Genomic DNA, 21,493 nt, shown 5'->3' with positions numbered 1-21,493 from the left:
TTTTCGGCGTTAATGGGGTAGGAGGAGATCCCTCGACGATGCTCGGGATGACAGCCTTTTGTCATTTCGAGCGGAGTCGAGAAATCTGATGAGATCTCTCCACGTTGGTCGAGATGACAAGGAAGGGAGGAGGGATGAATAATGATTAGTGGTTAATGGTGAAGGGTTATAATGGAAGTTTTACCTTTTGAGGGTAAAGTGGAAAAATAATGGTAAAACTTATGTTGTTTCCAAAAAAATATATATCTTTGCATCCGAAATCAAGGACAATGGGAGTTATGAATGTACAATTTGATAAGGTGAAAGCTTTGAATGCTCTGCTGTATGTGGCCTGCCGTGTACAGCGAAAGGACTTTCATAAGATCTTCAAAATCATTTATTTTGCAGATCGACAGCACTTGGCAGAGTGGGGCAAACCTATCACTGGCGATACGTATATTGCCATGGATGCAGGGCCTGTTCCTTCAAAGATGTACGATATGCTGAAAATTGTACGAGGTGACTCTTATCTGCCAGATACTGAGGGACTCGGTGCTTTCTTTAAAGTTGAGAATTGGATGTATGTGCAGCCTTTGGTTGATGCTGACATGAACAAGCTTTCAAAGAATGAGAGAAATGCATTGGATGACTCTATCGCCAAATATGCGGGCTTGTCATATGATGAGATTAAAGAGAAATCGCATGATATAGCCTGGCGTTCAACAGCAAGGGATTTCTCAATCAAATGGGAGGATATCGCCCGGGAGGCTGGTCTTGATTCAGAAGAAATGGCGTGCATAAAAGAGTTCTCCGATTTGGAAACTGGACTAAGTTAAAAGTCATGGTAAAGAAAAACACATTTTCAGCTTTGGATAACCTAAAGGATCTTTCAGTTGTTCCCGGCTCAGTGTTTTTGGGACCTTGGTCGGGCGTTGATCATGAGAAATTCCTTGTAGTGGCTGGTGTAGAAAAAGAAAGGATCCTGGTTTGTTCGGTCATGATAAACTCTCAGATTAATCAGTATATCATGAAACGTCCTAAGCTTTTGGCATGTCAGGTGGAAATTAAAGAGGAGGATTATTCATTCCTTTCACATGACTCATATGTGAATTGTGCACAGCCAATCAAAGCAAAGTTTAGTCATTTCTTGGGCGAAGAAGTCAAGTATTGTGGCTTATTATGCGAAGCCGATCTTAACCAAATCAAGCAACAAATCATTGCCAGTGGCTCGTTGACTGCTGATGAGATAAGACAATTCTTTAATGGTTAAGGGTTCATGGTTAATGGTTGATGGTTCATGGTTAAGGGTTAATGATGAAACAGGATGAACGTTGGTTGACAAAATATAATGAGGTGAGAGCCTTCATAGAGGAGAATCATAGGAATCCGTCGAAGCATCGGATTGAGGAGCATGATATGCTGAATTGGGTGAAGCAGCAGAGGATAGACGGGAACCAGCCATGAGGCTGGTTTTCGGCGTTGATGGGGGGAGGAGGAGAGATCTCTCCACGTTGGTCGAGATGACAAGGAAGGGAGGTCGAGATGACAGAGAGGGGAGCGCTCGGGATGACAGGGGTGATTCTCCTTTTCGAAAAGGAACAAAAGGTAATGTCCTTTCTTTCGGCGCGAATGAAAGAACTAAAGAAAGCATCCACCTTCCCCAAGGCCCCTCCCTATATGGAGGGGATGCAACTGATAATTTGGGAAAACCGCAAATTCTCAGACTACACTAAGGTAAACAGAACCATCAAAGAACCTGTTTGAGCTTAATTATTATGACACAAGACGAGAGATGGGAAATACGGTATAAGGAGGTGAAGGGCTTCATTGAGGAGAATCACCGGAATCCGTCTAAGCATCGGATTGAGGAGCATGATATGCTGAATTGGGTGAAGCAGCAGAGGAAGCTACTCAATGCGGGGAGGTTGAAGGCGGAGAGGATGGAAGCGTTTGAGAAGCTGCTTGTACTGTGCGAAAAGTATAGAAGAGTGAATCAGTATCAATAACGAAAGAAAGTCTGCCGCAGGGCTGATTAATCTAAGACATAAGGAGTATGGGAAAGTTTGAATTGAAGGCGCTGGCTGATAGGCTAGTAGGGTAGAGATCCCTCGACTGCGCTCGAGATGACAGAGGGAATAGGCCTTTTTTATATGAATTATGTTAAAAAGGTTGTAATGTTACAACCATTTTAATATAATTTTGTATATTTGCAAAAATTTGGCATCTATGAAGTATCTGAATATCAAAAAGGCATTGGCAGCATGGCAGGAGTTACAACCTCTCTCGGAGAAAGATAGAGAGCGGTTGAGCCGTAGGTTTACCGTAGACTTTAACTACAATAGTAACCATATTGAAGGTAATACGCTGACTTATGGGCAGACGGAGATTCTGCTGCTGTTTGGCAAGGTAATTGGAGAGGCAGACGTGCATGACGTGCAAGAGATGACGGCGAGTAACGTGGGCCTGAAGATGATGACTGAGGAGGCTCGCGTGAAAGAGATGCCACTGACGCAGAACTTCATACGAACATTGCACAAGACACTGCTACGTGAGGACTACACTGTATATAGGAATCTGCCGGGAGGACAGCAGACAAGCTATACGGTGCATGCGGGACAGTATAAAACGCGACCGAATAGCGTGATTACCCGCTATGGTGATAGATTTGAATATGTATCGCCAGAGGAGACTCCGGGGCTGATGACGGATTTGGTGGATTGGTATAACAAGGCTGAAAAGGAGGGAAAACTGTCGCCCGTGGAGTTGGCTGCGTTGTTTCATTACCGTTATATCCGCATACACCCGTTCGAGGATGGCAATGGCCGAATAGCCCGCCTGATGGTGAACTTTATCCTGACTCGGCACGACTATCCTATGATTGTGGTACGCAGCAGAAAAAAGAGTGAATACTTGGAGGCACTGCACCAGGCTGACATCGAAGTAGGACCTCTGCCCAGTGATGGTGCTCATGCTGAAATAAAGGATATCAGACCATTTTTGAAGTACTTTAATGAGCTTGTGGCCACGGAAGTTTATAACGATGTGTTGTTTGTGAGTGAGAAGGATGAGAACGTGTGGTGGTATGACGGGGAGAGAATCGCCTTCCGTACACCTAACTACACGAAGTTATTGAATGCCATGCGGACACAGCCTACGCTGACGCTGGCGGATATGAGGGAAGAGACGGGCATTAGCATCGCTGCGATACAGAAACTGCTGGATCAGTTGATTAGCAAGAAGTACGTGGAACGGGGCGAGAAGGATGGCAGCTGGCGGGTGTTTGTAGCGCAATAAAAAGGTTGTCGAGATCTCTCCACGTTGGTCGAGATGACATGAAGAGGGGAGTCGAGATGACAGGAGGAGGAAATCGTTATAAATTAATAAAAGATATTGATTTATTTTGAGGGTATGGATTAAATACCTATATTTGCCGGCGGATAATTATAATAATTGAGTATGGGAAAGTTTGAATTGATGGGGCTGCCGTATGCGATTGATGCATTGGAGCCGGTGATTAGTAAGGAGACGATTGGTTTCCATCACGGAAAGCATTTGGCCGGGTATGTGAATAATCTGAATGGGCTGCTGGAAGGGAGTCCATTGGCTGGATTGCCTTTGGAGGAGATTGTCCTAAAGGCCGAGGGTGGTATGCTGAATAATGCGGGGCAGATATTGAACCACAATCTGTATTTTGGGCAGTTTTGTGCGCCCAAGGCAGATAATGCTCCTATGGGAAAGCTCGCTGACGCGATTGCTCGTGATTTTGGCTCGTTTGAGGCTTTCAAGGAGGAGTTTCAGAAGAAGGGCGCTACGCTGTTTGGAAGTGGCTGGGTGTGGCTGTCGGCTGATAAGGACGGAAAGCTCGTGATTACGCAGGAGCCGAATGCTGCTAATCCTATTCAAAAGGGATTGAGGCCTCTGCTGACTTTCGATGTGTGGGAGCATGCGTATTACTTGGATTATCAGAACCGTAGGCCGGATCATTTGGCTGCGCTGTGGCAGATCGTCGACTGGAAGGTTGTAGAGGGGAGATTTTAGAGATCCCTCCATGCGCTTCGCTTAGTCGAGATGACAAGGAAGAAGGGGTCGAGATGACAGACCCTTTGTCATTTCGAGCGGAGTCGAGAAATCTCTAGATCTCTCCATGCGCTTCGCTTAGTCGAGATGACAGAGGGAAGGGAGGTCGAGATGACAGAGGGAAGGGAGGTCGAGATGACAGAGGGAAGGGAGGTCGGGATGACATAAGGGGCGGTTTTCGCTAAAAAACAAATTATATTGATTTTTATTTGGTTTTTCGCTCAATTTGCACTATCTTTGTCGGCGATATGGAGATTAATTCAATTGAGACTACTATATGAGTAACAACAATCAATCGAACAGACTCATCAAATGGATCGTGATGCTGGGTGACTTTATGTTGCTGAATGCCCTGATCTTGATACCAGCACGATGGTCGTGGCAGGTGAATTGTTGGCCGGCCCGGAGTCTGGAGATATTTGTGTTGGTTAATAATCTCGCACTGATATTGGCTCAGCTGCGTTTTTCCACCATCATCCATCTGAGATTGGTAGGTGCAGGCGATATCCTGCAACGTATTGTAGGACTGACCGTTGTTCAGTCGGTGTTGGCTTATGTGTTGCTGAAGGTGTTCGACTATTATCTGCCTATAGGCTGGATACAGTGGGGCATAGGAACGGCATTTTTCCTGTTGCTGGTGGCCAAACGATTGTCTGAACGATGGTTTATCAGACTCTATCGCCAGGCTGGACGAAACACCCGAGCCGTGACGCTGGTGGGCTCGGACCCGGAGCTGGTGGGCATTTACCGGAAGCTGAAGTATGATGAAACCTTGGGATACAGGATCTTGGGGTATTATGGAGAAGAGGACCTGACTAAACTGATCTCTGAGGTTGAAGAGGCAGAACGCAGATATAATCATCAAGGAAGCAGATGGAAGGAGGATCAATTGGTAAGGCTGGGAAGCTTTGAGGATTTTGTTTCGAAGATTAACTAGCCAGAAGAGTTGGTGTTGGGCGACGAGTTGTATCTCTGCGTCTCGAGACTGGAGAGAGATACGATTCGGAAGATATCAAAACTCTGCGACCATAAGGTGATCAGATTTTACTATGTGCCCGTGTCCGTGGAGTCCATCGGACTGAACCTGAAGCGAGAGCTGATGGACGATATGGAGATTTATACCACCTATGAGAATCCGCTACAGAATTCGGTTAACAGGGCTATCAAGAGAGCGTTTGACATTGTGATGTCGCTTTTCTTCCTGATCCCGACAGCCTTGATGTTCCCGTTTATCTGGTTGATTATCAAGATCCAGAGCCCAGGGCCTATCTTCTTTAAACAGGCCAGAACGGGTATCGACGGTAAGACCTTTATGATGCTGAAGTTCCGCTCGATGCATGTGAATGCGGATGCAGACAGGCTGCAGGCTACGAAGGATGACCCGAGAAAGTATCCGTTTGGTAACTTTATGAGGAAGTCGAATATCGATGAGCTGCCGCAGTTCCTGAATGTGCTGAAGGGGGACATGAGCTTTGTGGGGCCAAGACCGCATATGCTGGCGCATACGGAGCAGTATTCGGAGTTGATAGATAAGTATATGGTAAGGCACTTTGTGAAGCCTGGCTTGACAGGATGGGCACAAGTGACGGGATTCCGAGGTGAGACCAAGGAACTGTGGCAGATGGAAGGTCGTGTGAAACGAGACATCTGGTATATGGAGCATCGGAGCATCTGGCTGGATATCCGTATCATCTGGATGACGTTTAAGACGATTTTTGTACATGATGAGCATGCGTATTAAGATATTTTTTGTTGCCCTTGTGGCAAGTTGTCTTTGTGCAGAGGCACAGGTGTTTGAAACGGTTGATGGTGAAGGAGGCAAGGTTAATGGTTATAACGCCTCAGAGAATGTAATCGTTGCTGACGGGTTCTGGAAGGACTGGTTTGTTCAGGTGGGTCTGGACATGACGCTGCAGAATCCGTATGGGTATGATTTTTCGAAGGTGTTTCCCAATGGCAAGTCGTTCGGACTGGATCTGGCAGTAGGTAAGTGGTTTTCTCACCAGGTGGGCCTCCGAGGGAAGTTTAATTGGGAGAATAAGTTGCCGCTGTTGGAGAATGATCACGCCAACTGGTTGGCCCCGTTTTATCAACCGGGGGTGAACCGGGAGAAAGGCGGCTATATCGCTGCTTATGCTGATGCCCTGTTTAATCTGCATAATTTCTTCGGGACCTATCGGCCGGAGAGGAAATGGAATGCGAGCCTTTATCCGAGGATTGGTGTGAATTATAATTTCGGTGTATCGAAGGGTGCCCTGAATGCTGGTCTCGGACTGCTGAATACTTATCGGATCAGTGACAGGTGGAGCGTGTATGGGGATATTGCCTATATCATGACCGGTAGTGGATTCGTGGGGGCAGAGAAGGTTGAAGGAACCGGAACGGGATCGAATTCCAACGGATACCTGACGATTGGGATTGGAGCGCAGGTTGAGCTGGGACGAAAGAAAATTGAAAATGGAAAATTGAAAATTGAAAATTCCAGGACTAGCCAAGCGGCAAAGCCGAGCGAAAAGGTAAAAGGGGATGAGCACGCGGTGCTGACGAATGGGATTTGGGATAACTGGTTTGTGCAGGCGGGCCTGGATATGAGCTTGCTGAATCCTTACGGGTGTAATTTCGGGAAGGTGATCCCCAAGGGCTTGACGTTCGGACTGAATGGCGCTATGGGAAAATGGTTCACGCCGGAGTATGGACTGAAGGTGCGTGTGCAGTGGGATAATGGACTGATTCCGAACAATGGACTGGAATGGGTTTCGCCAGTAGACGATCCGAAGCAGAATTATAAGAAAGGCGGATTGGCAGCAGTGTCGTTGGATGCGATGGTGAACCTGACCAATGCGTTTTCGGGCTATGACCCGGAGCGGAAATGGCATACGTCGGCCTATTTGAGGATGGGTATCATCACGCAGTTTGTGGAGGGGTCAGGATCTCCGCTGGGAGGCTTGGGCCTGGAAGAGACGTATCGGCTGAATGACCGATGGAGCCTGTTCGGAGCGCTGGGCTATCAGGTGACCACGAGCGAAGGCATGGGCGTGAGCACTACTGGCATGGAGGTGGCAGCAGGAACAAATGGATTTTTCGATATTGACTTCGGTGTCAGATATGACATCGGACATAATATGTTCTATCGTGATGCGGAGGAGAAGCGGAAGGCTTATTTACAGCCGTTGACGGGGCATAATTGGCCGCGTTTTGCCGTGAATACCGTCGCTTCGGTAGGCGTTGCCTATATCGGAAAGACTGTCCTGAAGGCAGTGGTGAATGAGGAAAGACCGGACCATTCGGATCATAAGTCGTTCCCCTCAGGACATGCTTCGATGGCTTTTGCTGCAGCGAGGTCGTTAGACAAGGAGTTCAGGAAAGACTGTATCTGGATTCCGATTGCCGGCTATGCCGCCGCTACCGCCATAGGCGTGGAAAGGGTTGTGAATGATCATCATCACTGGTATGACGTGGTAGCTGGAGCTGCGCTTGGCTTTGGTGCCGCAGAACTGACATGGTGGGCGAGCGATAAACTGCTGGGCAAAGGAAGTCATGTTGCCGTTGGCACCAGCGGGAATACCGTGGATGTGGTCTATAGGTTCCCGTAAAGGTTCTTATACATCATTTCTGCAATCACAAAGTCATCTGGCCAATCAATGTCAAATGAATGGAGTTCATCCATTACATGAAGTAGAATCTTTTTGCCTAAACGGTTCTTCTGCTCCACATACACTTCACGCTTCGCCAGGAACATCGTGTGGTTGATAGGATAAAGAGGCTCTAAGTCCTGAGTACGAGGCCAAGGAATATCTGTGGTATTGTTTACCAACTTACCCTCTTTGTTCAACAGGAAGTTCTTCAACTCCGTTACACCCACCAAAGAATCAAAGCCGTTCTGAAGATTGTCCAAATACAACTGGATTCCTGCATCATACTGGTCTGCGCCAGCAAGAGGAGTTGTCACGTGTCCCCACAGGATGTGCTCGGCATCCGTAATAGTTGGAACATAGCAAATCAAGTCTTGAAGATTGGTGCTACTAAGGCACAGCTCATCAGGGCGTGGAATGATTTTTATTCTGCTGTCTTTAACGGCATATTTCTCTGCAATAGCCATGCAGGTCTCATCATTGGTAGAGAGAATGATTTCATCCAGCATTTTGGTTTCCACCAGCTGCTTGATTTTGTTCTCCATCAAACCACCTTCAATGCCTGCAAAGGGCTTTGTATTCTTATTCTTTACGCGCTCACTACCCTTACGTGTGGGCAAGAAGAATGATATTCTTTCTTTCATCGGTTATATAAACTGATAAATGGATTCAACTTCAAGTTCTGGATACAAAGAAGGAGTCAATGACTTCATTTTCCTTCCTGTATAATTCGCATAATCTTGAAAGAGTGCCATGTTTTCATTAGTCAGAGCAACTTCCTTCTCAGACAATACACTGCCAAGATAACCATCATATCCAACAATATAGATGTTGCCCTTGCAGATATTCAAAGCCGTCTGGATAGCTAAGGTTGTGCAAGAATCCTGAAATTCCGTTGTAAACTCAATCTTAGGTAGTTCGTAAGTTGCCTTCTCTGCGTATTCTGGCACATCTGTACCTAACTTTCTGGGATATGGATGCAATACGCATGTGGCCTTAAACTGATCTGAACTCACATTAGCTTTCAGACGCTTAGCCTCACGGCCCAAGAGACAATAATATTGTGGCGCATCTATATTGAGAAATTTACCTACATGACGAGCTGTTGCAAATACCAAAGCGATATTCTTCGTTTGTTTGATGAAATCAATAATACCATCCAAATGCTCTATTGGGGACTGACCACCACCAAAGATAATCACATTCTCGTAGTTCTTCTCTTCCAGTATAGGATATTTGGCATTGTCCTTCACTTTGTCCTTACGATTCTGCAAACCACGAACGATGCTATTGAATGAATAGACACGGTTTGTCACCAATTCCATTACCTCTTTCTGGGGTATGGAGTTTGCTCCGGAAATCATATAAGGAAGTTGAGTTCCCCATCTGTATTTCTCATAAAGAGGTGTAAATGCAGTAATGACATCTCCCAGCACATTTAAATCCACCTCAAGACCTTGATGTGCATTTAAAACTGTGAGTAGCAATTCTGTGTTCAGATTGCCTGCGCCACGACCCATGCCAAGAATGGTACAATCTACATAATCCACCCCAAGATCAATAGCTGTAAGCGTATTAATAAGCCCCAGTTGAAGGTTGTTGTGGCCGTGAAAACCAATAGGAACTGTGGTATTGGCCATCACTTCTTTTATAATAGTAGTTAATTCCTTTGGTGTCATACCACCAAAACTGTCCACCATACAAAATAAGTCGGCCACACCATTGATCTGGCTTAGCTTTTTCAAGAAGTTAGGATAATCCGTCAGCCAACAGCTCATGTACATGCAATTGAAACCGACCTCAAATCCCATGGCCTTGATTACCTTTGCCAGTACAACTGCTCTATCAAAGTTCTTTGGATCAATGGCTATTCGAACCATATCTGCAAGCCCCTTCATGGAATCAAGCAGCATATGAAGGTCTTCAGGTTTGGTACTCTTCTCATTTAGCATGACCGCCAGTTTCTTTGTGCTTAACTCACGAAGATGCTTCAATACAGAAACTGGTGTATAGGCAAACTTGCCAAGATATTCCTTACTCGGGTTGTTACGATATCCCACCTCAAGGTAGTCTATCGGCAATTGATTCATCGCTAAGATGTATTCATCTACTATCTTAGAATCAAAATCCCAATCTGTATAATACCCTCCGTCACGGAGAGTGCAGTCTAAGAGTTTTACCATGACAGTTTTACATTTTAATCCAATATAAATGTCTTTTCCAAATTTCGTCTAAAGAGTGTCAGCCTCCATACCGCCTGCAAAGTTAGGAATTATTCTGCAAACTCTTGTCATTTTAACAAAGAATTTATTTACCTTCGCCCCAAAAATTTGGTCGAAGATAGGCTGCTTCTCGGAAAAACTCATATTAAAATTTGGTATTTCGCTCGAATTACACTATCTTTGCAGGCAATATGGAGTATCAGTATCATATTTTTAGCCCGTACCGCGTGTGTCCATTGGGGGCACATGTGGATCACCAGCATGGACTGGTGACGGGATTTGCGATTGATAAAGGCGTGGACTTGTGGTTCAATGTGAATGGAAGTTCACAAATTGAAAATGGAAAATGGAAAATTGAAAATTATCTGGAAAGCCATGTGCATTTGGAGAGCCAGACGTTTGATGGAGTGGTGGAGTTTGATATTGCTACACCGGCACTGGTAAAGCAGGGCGACTGGGGCGATTATGCACGTGGTGCCAAGTTTGCCCTGCAAAAGCGCTTCAAGCTCCAGAAGGGTATTACAGGAACCATCAAAGGCTCCATTCCCGTGGGCGGTCTCAGTAGTAGCGCAGCTGTGTTGATAGCCTATGTGATGGCGTTCGCCAAAGCAAATGGCATACAGCTGGAGGCTTTTGAGGTGATGAAGATTGCTTCGGAGGCTGAACGTGAGTATATCGGGCTGAACAACGGCATGCTTGACCAGGCTTGTATCGCATTGGGTAAGAAAGACCATCTGCTGATGCTGGATTGTGAGAGTAATGAGTATCGACTGATACCCAAGGCTGCCAACATGCCAGACTTTGAACTCGGAATCTTCTTTTCAGGATTAACCCGTAGCCTGATGGGCAGCGACTATAACCTGAGAGTGGCTGAGTGTAAGACTGCTGCTTGGTTGGTGCAGGCGTACGAGAATATACCACTAAAGGAGCAGAATAAGACCTTCTTGAGGGATGTGAGCGAGAATATGTTTAAGATTCATCGTGACAAGATGCCGCCGAGGTTTGCACGCAGAGCGGAGCATTTTTTCTCAGAGCATAAGCGTGTGAGAGAAGGTATCACTGCTTGGGAAACAGGAAATCTGGAGTGGTTTGGCAGCCTGTCTAAGGCTTCATGTGAGAGTTCTATACATAATTATGAGTGTGGAAGTCCGGAATTGATTGCTATTTATAATGCTATGCTCACTACGGATGGCATCTATGGAGGCAGGTTTAGCGGTGCTGGATTCAAAGGGGCATGCATAGCCCTCGTTGATCCAGCAAAGAAGGAGCAGATAGAGAAAGAAATAACAGAAAAGTACTTGGAGCAGTTCCCGCAGTATAAGAACTCGTTTAAGGTGTATTTCTGTAAGAGTGATGATGGAGCTCGCTTCGTATGAAGCGATAGGAAGGTTATGTCCTTTTCTCTGGCGCAGAGAAAAGAACGAAAAGAGACATTCCCCCCACCAAGGCCTTCCCCCAAGGGAAGGATGCAATTGACTTCGGGCAGAGACCGCCCTTCGTCAAGGTTTTGGTATCGCTCGCAAAGCCTGTGCCCTAAAGGGCGAGCGATGATTGTTTTATGAATAATAGAAGTTTATGAAGAATATAGTTATTGCTGCTGGATATGCAACCAGACTTGGGGAACTGACAAAGAATTTCCCTAAACCGTTGCTGAAGATAGGGGAGAGTACTATCTTGGGAAGGATGTTAGACGACATTGATAAGATTGATGATGTGGATGAACATATTATTATCTCAAATCATCGCTTCGCTCCCATTTTCGATAAATGGAAGATTGAAGATGGAAGATTGAAGAAGCCCATTACCATTGTGGATGATGGGACGGAGACGAATGAGACGCGACTGGGGGCAGTGTGTGATTTGCTGTTCGCAATGGATAAATTGCACATCGATGATGATTTGTTGGTTGTGGCAGCAGATAATCTGCTGTTTTTCTCGTTCCAGGAGTTTGTGGATTTTGCTCGGGAGAAGGGAACGAGCTGCATCATGTGTCATGAGCAGCCTTCGATTGAGAAGTTGCAGAGGACGGGTGTCGTAGAGTTGGATGAGAATTATCGGGTGCTGGGGATGGAGGAGAAACCACAAGTGCCGAAGAGCCATTGGGCTGTACCGCCATTCTATATCTATCTGAAGAAGGATCTTGATCTCGTCAGGCATTCTGTCGAGAATGGGTGTGGGAAGGATGCTCCGGGGAATCTCGCCCATTATATGGTTGAGAATACGGTTCTCCATGCCTGGAGAATGACAGGTGGTCGATTTGATATTGGGTCAATCGACACCTATGAGGAGGCCAAACGGAGGTTTGGATAATTTTATTCATTTTCTCGCTCGCTCCGAGATTTAGAGCCCCTTGCTAAGGGGCGGCTATAATGCAGGGTTCCCTTCAAAGGGGGATGATATATTATTAAAGATTTAAAAACTAATTATATAATGGAAAAAGTAAATTTAGACAATAAGACCATATTGGTGACTGGAGGAGCTGGATTTATAGGCTCAAACTTGATAAAGAGACTGATTGCTGATACGAAGGGAACGACAATTGTCAATATAGACAATATGAATTCCTATTATGACGTGTCGCTGAAGGAGTATCGACTCAAGGAATTGGAGAGGGTGGTGCCTGCGGGGATTAAATATTTCTTTGTAAAAGGTGATATCGCTGACAAGGCATTGATAGATAAGCTCTTTGCGGAGTATCAGTTTGATGTGGTGGTGAATCTGGCTGCACAGGCTGGTGTAAGGTATTCGATTGAGAATCCGGATGCGTATATCATGAGCAATATGATGGGATTCTATAATATTCTCGAGGCGTGTAGGAGATCTCTCGACTACGCTCGAGATGACAAAGGGGATAGTGTCATTTCGACCAACGTGGAGAAATCTCAACCATATCGAGGGGTGCAACACCTTGTTTACGCTTCGTCCAGCTCAGTTTATGGTGGCAACAAGAAAGTGCCGTTCTCGACGGATGACCGCGTGGATAATCCTGTATCGCTGTATGCAGCTACGAAGAAGAGCAACGAGCTGTTTGCGCATTGTTATTCGAAACTGTATGATATCCCTACCACGGGCTTACGATTCTTTACGGTATATGGCCCTGCAGGTCGTCCTGATATGGCTTATTTTGGCTTTACGAATAAGTTGCTGAAGGGTGAGACTATCAAGATCTTTAACTATGGCAACTGCAGACGCGATTTTACCTACGTGGATGACATTGTGGAGGGTATCGTGCGCGTGATGCAGGGCGCTCCTGAACGTAAGAAAGGAGAAGACGGCCTGCCGATTCCGCCGTATGCAATCTATAATATTGGTGGTGGTCAGCCAGAGAATTTGTTGGATTTTGTGAATATCCTGCAGGAAGAACTGGTTCGTGCCGGTGTCCTTCCCTCAGATTTCGACTTTGAGGCCCACAAGGAACTGGTTCCCATGCAGCCAGGAGATGTGCCAACGACGTATGCCGATGCCACTGCTCTTGAGCGTGATTTCGGGTTTACACCCAAGATAACGTTGAGGGAGGGATTAAGGAAGTTTGCGGAGTGGTATAAGGAATATAATAACTCTCTCGGATGAGATGACAAAATGGATATGAAAGGAGCTGGAAAATGGGAAGAGAGGGACTTCTCTTAGAGCTGATGCAGGTGGCACTTGGGATGAGGGGGGCGCTTTCGGAGTGTCCTTCTGAGAAGGAGTGGAGGATGCTCTTTCGTGTGTGCCAGATGCAAGCGGTGACGGCTTTTGCTTTTCCAGCATTGGATCGATTGAGCCGGGCTGGACAAAAGGCACCTGTGGGATTGGTCTATGAGTGGCTGGCCCTGAGCGAGCAGGTGAAAGCACAGAATGAGTTGATGAACCGGGAGGCTGCCCGGTTGACCAAACTGTTTGAAGATGCGGGCCATCGGACTGCCATCTTGAAAGGCCAAGCGAATGCGAGGCTGTATCCCGATAAGATGTCGAGACAGCCCGGAGATATCGATATCTGGGTGAGCGGTGGACAGGAGAAGGTGATAGAGACCGCCAGACAGCTGGGACTGTTGAAAGGGAACATCGCGAAGTATAGCTTTGATGGTGATACCACCGTGTCGCGCCATCATATCCATTTGTCGAAGAATGAGAATGAGCATGGTATAGATGTGGAGGTGCACTTCCTGCCCTCGTCAGGGAATATCAATCCTTTTACGAATCGCCGATTGCAGGTTTTTCTGGAGGAAGAGATCCATCAGGAGAATGAGCTCGTGAGAGAGGGATTTAGGGTGCCGAGCCTGGCGTTTGCATTGGTGATGCAGTTGGCCCATATCCAGAGGCATCTGGTGAGTGAAGGGGTAGGCATGAGGCAGCTGATAGATTTTTATTTTTTGCTGAAGTCTGACACCAATAGTCTGAGAGCTGAGGTCGTCGATGGTTTGAAGCGCTATGGACTCCAACATACAGCAGAGGCCATGATGTGGGTGCTGCATGAGAAGTTGGGGCTGGAGGAGGATCTCCTGATAGCGCCGAGGGATGAAAGACGTGGCCAAATGCTGTGGCAGCAGATGATGGATGGAGGCAACTTTGGGCGTTATCATCCGGATAAGCAGCATGGACTTGGGAGGCGTATCCTTGCCAAGCATCAACATCGACTGAAGATGTTTCGCTTCGACTTCAGTGAGGCTTTCTGGATAGAGTTGATGTATGTTTCGTTTTTTATTAAGACCATACCCGCGAGAGTCAAGCGCGGGCGATTATCATTAGAGTGAGAGTATTAATAACAGGAATACATGGTTTCGTGGGGACGAATCTGGTGAAGGCCCTATCGAAGGATTTTGAGATTTATGGGCTGGATATTGTCAGTCCTGAGAGGGAGGGCGTGGTTAAGACCTTCTCCTGGGATGATCTGGCGCATGGAGTGCTCCCAGAGGTGGATGCGATCATCCATCTGGCTGGAAAGGCACATGATACGAAGAATCAGAGTCAGGCAGAGGTGTATTTCCAGGTGAATACCGAACTGACGAAGCGGATCTATGATTATTTCCTGGCTTCGAGTGCGAGGAGGTTTGTGTTTTTTAGTTCGGTGAAGGCTGCTGCGGATCGAGTAGAGGGGGCGTATGTGGATGAGAATGTGGAGCCTAAGCCGGTGGGCCCGTATGGGGAGAGCAAGATCGAGGCGGAACACTATATAATGAGATCTCTCCACTTCGGTCGAGATGACAATAAAGGGTGTCGAGATGACAATAAAGGGTGTCGAGATGACAAGAGGACGTATATATTGAGGCCGTGTATGATTCATGGGCCGGGGAATAAGGGGAACCTGAATCTGCTGTATGGCGTGGTGAAGAGGGGTATCCCCTGGCCACTGGGTGCGTTTGAGAACAAACGGACGTTTACTTCGATCGATAATGTCTGCTACATCGTCCATGGACTGTTGACCAAGGAGGTGGAGAGTGGCATTTATCATATCAATGACGATGAGGCCGTGTCGACCAATGAGCTGATAGAGATTATCTGCTCGGCCCTGGGCAAGAAGGCACATATCTGGAGAGTCCCCCGGGGATTGATGGAGGGCATCGCAAGGATTGGCGGTATACTGCATCTGCCCTTGAATCCCGAACGCCTTCGGAAACTGACGGAGAATTATGTGTCGTCGAATGCGAAGATTAAGAGGGCTTTGGGCATTGAACAGCTGCCTGTGAGGGCTAAGGATGGGTTGTATAAGACGATAAAGGCGTTCGAAAACAAAAAATAAAAGCCTTTTTATTTGGTTTTTTGCTCGATTATTCGTACTTTTGCAAGAAATTACATGAATCATCGATGAAACAATTTAAAAATAACGGAAAACTGAAACTATTGATTATCGTGGGGACCAGGCCGGAGATTATCCGACTGGCAGCGGTGATTAATAAGTGCAGACAGTATTTCGATACGCTTTTGGCCCACACCGGACAGAATTATGATTATAACCTGAATGGGGTGTTCTTCAAGGACCTGAAACTGGCAGATCCGGATATCTATATGGAGGCTGTGGGCGATGACCTCGGCGCTACCATGGGAAACATTATCGATAAAAGCTATAAGGTGATGGTGGAGACGAAACCCGACGCAGTGCTGGTGTTGGGCGATACGAATTCGTGTCTGAGCGTGATCGGAGCGAAGCGCCTGCATATCCCCATCTTCCACATGGAGGCAGGTAACCGATGTAAGGACGAGTGTCTGCCAGAGGAGACGAACCGACGTATCGTGGATATTATCAGCGATGTGAATATGGCGTACAGTGAGCATGCCCGCCGCTATCTGGCTGATTGCGGTTTGCCTAAGGAACGGACGTATGTGACAGGCTCGCCGATGGCAGAGGTACTTCACCAGAATCTGGCTGAGATTGAGGCTAGTGATATCCACCAGAGGCTGGGACTGGAGAAGGGTAAGTATATCCTGTTGAGCGCTCACCGTGAAGAGAATATCGATACGGAGAAGAATTTCCTGAGCCTGTTTACAGCAATTAATAAGATGGCAGAGAAGTATGATATGCCTATCCTGTATTCGTGCCATCCTCGTAGCCGCAAGCGTTTGGAGGCTGCCGCCAGTCATCCTGAGCCCAGTCGAAGGATCTCTTTGGATAAACGCGTGATTCAGCATGAGCCTCTGGGATTCCACGATTATAACTGCCTGCAGATGAATGCATTTGCCGTGGTGAGTGATTCGGGGACGCTGCCTGAGGAGAGTAGCTTCTTTACCAGCGTGGGGCATCCGTTCCCTGCCATTTGTATCCGCACAAGCACCGAGAGGCCGGAGGCGCTGGATAAGGCGTGTTTCTTTATTGCAGGTATCGACGAGGCTTCGTTGCTGCAGGCTGTAGAGACTGCTGTGACGATGAATCAGAATGGGGATTATGGTACTCCCGTACCGGATTATATTGAGGAGAATGTCTCCACGAAGGTGGTGAAGATTATACAATCTTACACGGGAATAATTAATAAGTTTGTATGGAGAAAGTTCTAGGTCTGAATAGAATCAGAAAGCGTCGTCTTCACAATCCATTGGTCAAACTGCTGAGATGGTATTTCAGTAAGAATGCGCTGCCTTACTGGTGTATTTTTGCACTCGACGGTATCATCCTACTTGGATCAGGTATCTTCAGCTATTGGATATTTAATGAGCATCATGGGGTGATAGAACACTTCATCCCTCTGATGAATACCCTGATTGTGTATTTGTTGACAAATATCATCGGTGTAAGAACGTTCCATACTTATGCCGGTATCGTGCGATACTCCTCGTTTGTAGACCTGCTGAAGGTGTGCTATGCCAACCTGTTGTCGTTTGCGTTGGTATGGGGCCTGCATTACCTCATATATGAAATGCCAGAGGATGTGATGTTGCATTTCCGTACCAGGGAAATCGTGCTGATGTTTATCATCTCCACCTCGCTGATGTGGGCTGTAAGAATCCTGGTCAAGGCCCTGTATGACGTGTCGGCCTATGACAAGCGCGCCTCGAGGGCTCTGATATATGGTGCGATGAACGGGGGCGTAGGGTTGGCGAAGAATATCCGTAACCAGCGGCCTGTGAAGTATATCATCAAGGGCTTTATCTCGCATGATGCCAGACTGAAGCATAACCGACTGATGGGTGAACGCGTGTATAGCCAGTATGACGATATCGCCTGGATTGCCGAGAAGAATCGTATTGAGGTGTTGCTGGTGGCTTCAAACCGCGTGGATGAGATACGACAGAACCAGAAACTGCTTGACGATTTGATTGATGTAGGTGTGAAGATCTTCCTAGCCCAGGGTGCGGCTGAGATGAACTCGGAGGCCGATAATCAGCAGATGATGTCGGATCTGAAGTTGAAGGAGGTTTCAGTAGAAGACCTGCTTCCACGTAACGAGATCAAGGTGGATATGGAGTCGGTGGGAGAACTGCTGACTAATAAACGTATCATGATCACAGGTGCTGCTGGCAGTATCGGTTCTGAGATGGTGCGCCAGATTGCCTCCTATCAACCGGAAGCCATGTTGCTGATTGACTCTGCAGAGACGCCTGAGCATGATGTGAGATTGATGATGGCGAGTGAATTCCCGAATGTGGAGACGAAGACGGTAGTGGCGAATATCTGTCAAATGGCACATATGGAGAAACTTTTCAGAGATTTCCGCCCCAACTATGTGTTCCATGCGGCTGCCTATAAGCATGTACCTATGATGGAGGATAACCCCTGTGAGGCCGTGTTTAATAATATCTATGGTACAAAAGTGATTGCCGACCTGAGCGTGAAGTACGGCGTCAGGAAGTTTGTGATGGTGTCGACAGACAAGGCCGTGAACCCGACGAATGTGATGGGTTGCTCCAAGCGTATCTGTGAGATTTATGTGCAGTCGCTCGATCGTGAGCTCAAGTTCCGGGAGTTGGATGATGTGCGTAAGGCCAAGAAGGCCAAGAGCAGTAAGAAGAATGTATATACCCAGTTTGTAACCACCCGTTTTGGAAATGTGCTGGGCTCGAATGGGTCTGTGATCCCCTTGTTCCGTGAGCAGATCCGTAAGGGTGGACCCGTGACCGTGACGGATGAGCGTATCGTGCGTTATTTCATGTTGATTCCTGAGGCCTGTAAACTGGTTCTGGAGGCTGGAACCAAGGGAAATGGCGGTGAGATCTTTATCTTTGATATGGGACAGCCAGTGAGGATTGCCGACTTGGCAGAGCGTATGATTAAGCTCTCTGGGGCGAAGAATGTGGAGATTCAGTATACAGGTCTTCGTGAGGGTGAGAAACTCTATGAGGAGATGCTGAATGACAAGGAGAAGACGAAGCCGACGTTCCATGAGAAGATTCGTATAGCCAAGGTTCGTGAGTATGATTTTGATCAAGTGTCGAAGGATATTGATGAGTTGATTGCCATCTCGAAGCAGTATGATGACATGGCGACGGTGAAGAAGATGAAGGAGATTGTTCCAGAGTATAAGAGTGAGAATTCGCCCAAGTACGAAGCACTGGACAAAAAGTAGCAGAGCGCAGGCTCTGCTTTCTTTTTGCAAGTTCTTCATACTGAAAGGCTCCGCCTTAGAGAGTTTTGCAGGGTTCCCCCTGCATCCCTCTTTCGCAGGGTTATACCCTGCACTTCTTTTTACCGATCACCCAACCCTCTTAGCCAAGAGGGCTTCAGACCACTCCCCAAACCCCTCGCCAATCTTTGGCAAGGGACTTAACTGAAAATTTCGAGAGACCCTCATTTTCAGAGTTTTGGTATGGCTCGCAAAGCCTGTGCCCCTTCGGGGCGAGCCATGATTATTTTCAATCAAAATCGACCTTTGATGGTCGATTTTACCTTGGTGTAGATCTGAAAATCGTCGGTTTCTGCGATTTTCAGTGTTGCATCCTCCCCATATAGGGGGAGGCCTTGGAGGGGGTGGATGTCTCTTGGTTCATTCTCTGCGCCAGAGAATGAACAACCCTGCTTTAGGGCCACCCCTTAGTAAGGGGGGCCAGCCCAACGGAGGTTTCACTTGATGATGAAACCTCCGTTGGGCTGGAGGGTGAGCTTGAGACGTCCCTTCTTGTCTGGCTTGACAGGAGAAAGGGTGGGCTCACCTTTTTTATTGTCGATGTAAAGACTCGACAAAGGTCCGAAGGAACTTAGGTCGAGCGTAAGAGCCAACGGCTCTTTGAGCGCGTTGAGCCCGGCGATGTACCATTGGCCAGTGGCTGCGGACTTGCGAGCCAAGACCACATACTTGCCGGGATAGCCATCGATAAACCGTGTCTCTTCCCAAGTGGTGGGGAGGTCACGGAGGAAGTCGAGCTCAAACTGGGGGAGCTCCTCCAGGTTGTTGGGCTGGATGGCCACACACTGGACAGAGGTCTGCATGATGATGCTTGAGGCCATCTCGAAGATGTCGGTGGTCTTACGGGTATGGCGGCTCTTGTTGTCCTTAGACAGGTATTTGTTCATGATGATGCCTCCCCAGTCCATCGAGGCCGTGGCATTGCGGCAGAAGGGATGGAGCGTGAGGTCGAAGGGCTCTTTGGTGGCCGCCCCTTCGTTGAAGAACACGTTCTCGGAGGCCAGCACAGCCTCGGAGGCCACATAGTTGGGATACATGCGCTCCCAGCCACGGGGGATGGTACAGCCATGGAACACTACCTGCAGACCATAGCGGTTGGCATCAGAGAGGATGTCCTCATAGAGCTGCATGGTCTGCTGTTTGTCACCTCCAAAGAAGTCGACCTTGATGCCTTTGATGCCAATGGACTGCATCCATTTCATCTCCCGTTCGCGGGCAATGGCGGTGTTCATGCAGTTGCGCGGGCCTTGGGGGGCATCGTTCCAATAACCATTGCTGTTATACCATAATAATAGGTGTACACCTTTGGACTGGGCATATCGGGAGAGTTCTGCGATGCGCTCACGACCAATCTGTGTGTCCCACCAGTTGTCGACAAGGCAGTATTCAAAGCCCATGGCCGAAGCGAGGTCGATGAATTTCACCTGATCGTCGTAGTTGATGGAGGTGTCCTGCCAGATGAGCCAGCTCCAAGTGTAACGACCGGGTTTGTAGTCTGTAGAGGGTTCGTAGAGGGGCTCTACAAGGTCGTAGCTGATGGTGGTCTCTACAATGGGTTTGAGGCTGGTACCTACAGTGATGGTGCGCCAAGGTGTCTCCCCCGGGAGGGGAATGCCTGCGAACTCGGAGCCTACGCCATTGTTTTCGCCTTTGTCAGGATAGGCGATGGTGTAGCCTTTGCCAGCCTGATAGTCGGAGAGATGGCTGCCACAGTAGTTGGAACCAACGCCAGTCTCACTGACCAACGCCCAAGCGTTGGGGAGGTGGAACAGGGCGGGGAAGATGTAGCCATGACCGTGTTGGGAGGGGGTGGCCATCGGGGCATCGGCAGAGTAGCCTTCTTCGTAAGAGGGCTTGGTCTGTTCCCAACCTGTCTCGGGGCCTATCTGCGGGGAGATAAAGGTGGTGGTGCCATCGGGGAAGTTGAAACTGGTCAGCTCCTCATAGACCAAGGCGCGCTTGTACTCCTTGTGACCCACTTTCTGACGGGGGAGGACATAGCGGAAGGCAATATCGTTGTCGCTCACCTGGAAGATGATGCTGAGACGTTGGCCTGCTTTGTTCTGGAGGTCAACGGTTAGTTGATTGGCTTGGTAGTTGGCTTTTGAGGCCTTCGTGCCACGCATTTGGTATGGAGCATTGAGCTTTAAGCTTTGAGCATTTAGCTTTGAGCTTTGAGCATTTAGCTTTGAGCTTTGAGCTTTGAGCTTTGAGCTTGGAGGATTGGGGGGGAGGATTGAGAGATTTTCGGTGAAGGAGGCGATGTTGGTTTTGAGGCCGAGGGCGGAGGGGGTGATGACTGGCTGGCCATTGAGCGTGGCAGCATAGGTGATGTTTCCGTCGGTCTCAGAGACCGTCACCACGAGTTGACCGTTGGGGGAGGACACGCTGAGATTATCAGCGTGTAAGGGTAAAAAGGTAAAAAGGTAAAAAGGTAAGATCCATTTCCTTATACCGATACCCCTTATTATTGAAATCTTCATAACTATATAAATTTAAAATGGGCACGAACGATCATACACCATCCGTGCCCCTATTTTTTACCTTTTTA

At 47.6% G+C, this 21,493-nt stretch carries 20 protein-coding genes; 17 read left to right on the top strand and 3 right to left on the bottom strand.

Translation table 11 applies throughout. The annotated features are described in order from the left end of the window. Window positions 1–209 precede the first annotated feature (209 nt). From BMY16_RS01605 to BMY16_RS01565, 10 genes are all read left to right on the top strand, one after another. Window positions 210–815, top strand: coding sequence for a Panacea domain-containing protein (locus tag BMY16_RS01605; protein WP_091839150.1), 606 nt, complete (start codon window positions 210–212; stop codon window positions 813–815). A 5-nt stretch (window positions 816–820) separates the two neighbouring features. Next, complete coding sequence (locus BMY16_RS01600; protein ID WP_091839148.1) at window positions 821–1,249, top strand: hypothetical protein; 429 nt, start codon at window positions 821–823, stop codon at window positions 1,247–1,249. A gap of 41 nt (window positions 1,250–1,290) precedes the next feature. Then, the gene (locus BMY16_RS15405; protein WP_170835966.1) at window positions 1,291–1,443 is read left to right on the top strand and encodes a hypothetical protein; all 153 of its coding nucleotides are present in this window, start codon (window positions 1,291–1,293) and stop codon (window positions 1,441–1,443) included. A gap of 165 nt (window positions 1,444–1,608) precedes the next feature. Next, on the top strand, window positions 1,609–1,743 hold the full coding sequence (locus BMY16_RS15905) for a hypothetical protein (RefSeq protein WP_262987316.1): 135 nt from the start codon (window positions 1,609–1,611) through the stop codon (window positions 1,741–1,743). Then, entirely contained in the window at window positions 1,740–1,985 is a 246-nt protein-coding gene (locus tag BMY16_RS01590) for a helicase associated domain-containing protein (RefSeq protein ID WP_139207090.1), read from the top strand. The genes BMY16_RS15905 and BMY16_RS01590 overlap by 4 nt, the downstream gene beginning before the upstream one ends. A gap of 220 nt (window positions 1,986–2,205) precedes the next feature. Next, window positions 2,206–3,273, top strand: coding sequence for a Fic family protein (locus tag BMY16_RS01585; protein ID WP_091839141.1), 1,068 nt, complete (start codon window positions 2,206–2,208; stop codon window positions 3,271–3,273). A 162-nt stretch (window positions 3,274–3,435) separates the two neighbouring features. Further along, window positions 3,436–4,017: a superoxide dismutase gene (locus BMY16_RS01580; protein WP_091839138.1), complete on the top strand. Its 582-nt coding sequence runs from the start codon at window positions 3,436–3,438 to the stop codon at window positions 4,015–4,017. 316 nt (window positions 4,018–4,333) lie between these two features. Next, window positions 4,334–4,993, top strand: a complete 660-nt coding sequence (locus BMY16_RS01575; protein ID WP_091839136.1) for a Rossmann-fold NAD(P)-binding domain-containing protein — start codon at window positions 4,334–4,336, stop codon at window positions 4,991–4,993. Between the two features lie 12 nt (window positions 4,994–5,005). After that, complete coding sequence (locus BMY16_RS01570) at window positions 5,006–5,797, top strand: exopolysaccharide biosynthesis polyprenyl glycosylphosphotransferase (protein WP_244512812.1); 792 nt, start codon at window positions 5,006–5,008, stop codon at window positions 5,795–5,797. Between the two features lie 19 nt (window positions 5,798–5,816). Continuing rightward, window positions 5,817–7,649, top strand: coding sequence for a phosphatase PAP2 family protein (locus tag BMY16_RS01565; protein WP_170835965.1), 1,833 nt, complete (start codon window positions 5,817–5,819; stop codon window positions 7,647–7,649). On the opposite strand, the gene BMY16_RS01560 is transcribed toward BMY16_RS01565, so the two are convergent. Together BMY16_RS01560 and BMY16_RS01555 are read right to left on the bottom strand one after the other, a co-directional pair. Next, the gene (locus BMY16_RS01560; protein ID WP_091839129.1) at window positions 7,634–8,332 is read right to left on the bottom strand and encodes an acylneuraminate cytidylyltransferase family protein; all 699 of its coding nucleotides are present in this window, start codon (window positions 8,330–8,332) and stop codon (window positions 7,634–7,636) included. The genes BMY16_RS01565 and BMY16_RS01560 overlap by 16 nt on opposite strands. A gap of 3 nt (window positions 8,333–8,335) precedes the next feature. Then, window positions 8,336–9,871: an aldolase catalytic domain-containing protein gene (locus BMY16_RS01555; protein ID WP_091839127.1), complete on the bottom strand. Its 1,536-nt coding sequence runs from the start codon at window positions 9,869–9,871 to the stop codon at window positions 8,336–8,338. Between the two features lie 230 nt (window positions 9,872–10,101). Here BMY16_RS01555 and BMY16_RS01550 point away from each other — a divergent pair, with 230 nt between their 5' ends. The 7 genes from BMY16_RS01550 (at window position 10,102) to BMY16_RS01520 (ending at window position 18,885) form a co-directional block, all read left to right on the top strand. Next, a complete protein-coding gene (locus BMY16_RS01550; protein WP_091839124.1) occupies window positions 10,102–11,286 on the top strand; it encodes a GHMP family kinase ATP-binding protein in 1,185 nt (394 codons plus the stop codon). A 199-nt stretch (window positions 11,287–11,485) separates the two neighbouring features. Further along, window positions 11,486–12,220 (top strand): sugar phosphate nucleotidyltransferase, encoded by a 735-nt coding sequence (locus tag BMY16_RS01545; RefSeq protein WP_091839121.1) that lies wholly within the window; start codon window positions 11,486–11,488, stop codon window positions 12,218–12,220. Window positions 12,221–12,340: 120 nt separating this feature from the next. Beyond that, window positions 12,341–13,480 carry an NAD-dependent epimerase/dehydratase family protein gene (locus BMY16_RS01540; protein WP_091839119.1) on the top strand — a complete coding sequence of 380 codons (1,140 nt, stop codon included), beginning with the start codon at window positions 12,341–12,343 and terminating at the stop codon, window positions 13,478–13,480. Between the two features lie 32 nt (window positions 13,481–13,512). Next, a complete protein-coding gene (locus BMY16_RS01535) occupies window positions 13,513–14,643 on the top strand; it encodes a nucleotidyltransferase family protein (protein WP_091839116.1) in 1,131 nt (376 codons plus the stop codon). Next, window positions 14,640–15,629, top strand: coding sequence for an NAD-dependent epimerase/dehydratase family protein (locus tag BMY16_RS01530; protein WP_091839113.1), 990 nt, complete (start codon window positions 14,640–14,642; stop codon window positions 15,627–15,629). The genes BMY16_RS01535 and BMY16_RS01530 overlap by 4 nt, the downstream gene beginning before the upstream one ends. A 65-nt stretch (window positions 15,630–15,694) precedes the next feature. After that, window positions 15,695–16,879, top strand: a complete 1,185-nt coding sequence (wecB, locus tag BMY16_RS01525; RefSeq protein ID WP_091839111.1) for a non-hydrolyzing UDP-N-acetylglucosamine 2-epimerase — start codon at window positions 15,695–15,697, stop codon at window positions 16,877–16,879. After that, window positions 16,864–18,885, top strand: a complete 2,022-nt coding sequence (locus tag BMY16_RS01520; RefSeq protein WP_091839109.1) for a polysaccharide biosynthesis protein — start codon at window positions 16,864–16,866, stop codon at window positions 18,883–18,885. Before wecB ends, BMY16_RS01520 begins: the two co-directional genes overlap by 16 nt. A 494-nt stretch (window positions 18,886–19,379) precedes the next feature. Here BMY16_RS01520 and BMY16_RS01515 read toward each other — a convergent pair whose 3' ends face one another. Beyond that, window positions 19,380–21,425: a glycoside hydrolase family 97 protein gene (locus BMY16_RS01515; protein WP_091839106.1), complete on the bottom strand. Its 2,046-nt coding sequence runs from the start codon at window positions 21,423–21,425 to the stop codon at window positions 19,380–19,382. Window positions 21,426–21,493 lie beyond the last annotated feature (68 nt).

Source organism: Prevotella sp. ne3005, from assembly GCF_900110085.1.
GTDB lineage: Bacteria > Bacteroidota > Bacteroidia > Bacteroidales > Bacteroidaceae > Prevotella.
This window is presented reverse-complemented; position numbering and strand designations above follow the sequence as displayed.

Excerpts from the sequence above, each read along its gene's own strand:
- BMY16_RS01575 (WP_091839136.1), top strand. The coding sequence starts at position 4,334 with ATGAGTAACAACAATCAATCGAACAGACTCATCAAATGGATCGTGATG.
- BMY16_RS15905 (WP_262987316.1), top strand. The coding sequence starts at position 1,609 with ATGAAAGAACTAAAGAAAGCATCCACCTTCCCCAAGGCCCCTCCCTAT.
- BMY16_RS01535 (WP_091839116.1), top strand. The coding sequence starts at position 13,513 with ATGGGAAGAGAGGGACTTCTCTTAGAGCTGATGCAGGTGGCACTTGGG.
- BMY16_RS01600 (WP_091839148.1), top strand. The coding sequence starts at position 821 with ATGGTAAAGAAAAACACATTTTCAGCTTTGGATAACCTAAAGGATCTT.
- BMY16_RS01605 (WP_091839150.1), top strand. The coding sequence starts at position 210 with ATGGTAAAACTTATGTTGTTTCCAAAAAAATATATATCTTTGCATCCG.
- BMY16_RS01585 (WP_091839141.1), top strand. The coding sequence starts at position 2,206 with ATGAAGTATCTGAATATCAAAAAGGCATTGGCAGCATGGCAGGAGTTA.
- BMY16_RS01540 (WP_091839119.1), top strand. The coding sequence starts at position 12,341 with ATGGAAAAAGTAAATTTAGACAATAAGACCATATTGGTGACTGGAGGA.
- BMY16_RS01555 (WP_091839127.1), bottom strand. The coding sequence starts at position 9,871 with ATGGTAAAACTCTTAGACTGCACTCTCCGTGACGGAGGGTATTATACA.
- BMY16_RS01515 (WP_091839106.1), bottom strand. The coding sequence starts at position 21,425 with ATGAAGATTTCAATAATAAGGGGTATCGGTATAAGGAAATGGATCTTA.
- BMY16_RS01580 (WP_091839138.1), top strand. The coding sequence starts at position 3,436 with ATGGGAAAGTTTGAATTGATGGGGCTGCCGTATGCGATTGATGCATTG.
- BMY16_RS01545 (WP_091839121.1), top strand. The coding sequence starts at position 11,486 with ATGAAGAATATAGTTATTGCTGCTGGATATGCAACCAGACTTGGGGAA.
- BMY16_RS01520 (WP_091839109.1), top strand. The coding sequence starts at position 16,864 with ATGGAGAAAGTTCTAGGTCTGAATAGAATCAGAAAGCGTCGTCTTCAC.
- BMY16_RS01550 (WP_091839124.1), top strand. The coding sequence starts at position 10,102 with ATGGAGTATCAGTATCATATTTTTAGCCCGTACCGCGTGTGTCCATTG.
- BMY16_RS15405 (WP_170835966.1), top strand. The coding sequence starts at position 1,291 with ATGATGAAACAGGATGAACGTTGGTTGACAAAATATAATGAGGTGAGA.
- wecB (WP_091839111.1), top strand. The coding sequence starts at position 15,695 with ATGAAACAATTTAAAAATAACGGAAAACTGAAACTATTGATTATCGTG.
- BMY16_RS01560 (WP_091839129.1), bottom strand. The coding sequence starts at position 8,332 with ATGAAAGAAAGAATATCATTCTTCTTGCCCACACGTAAGGGTAGTGAG.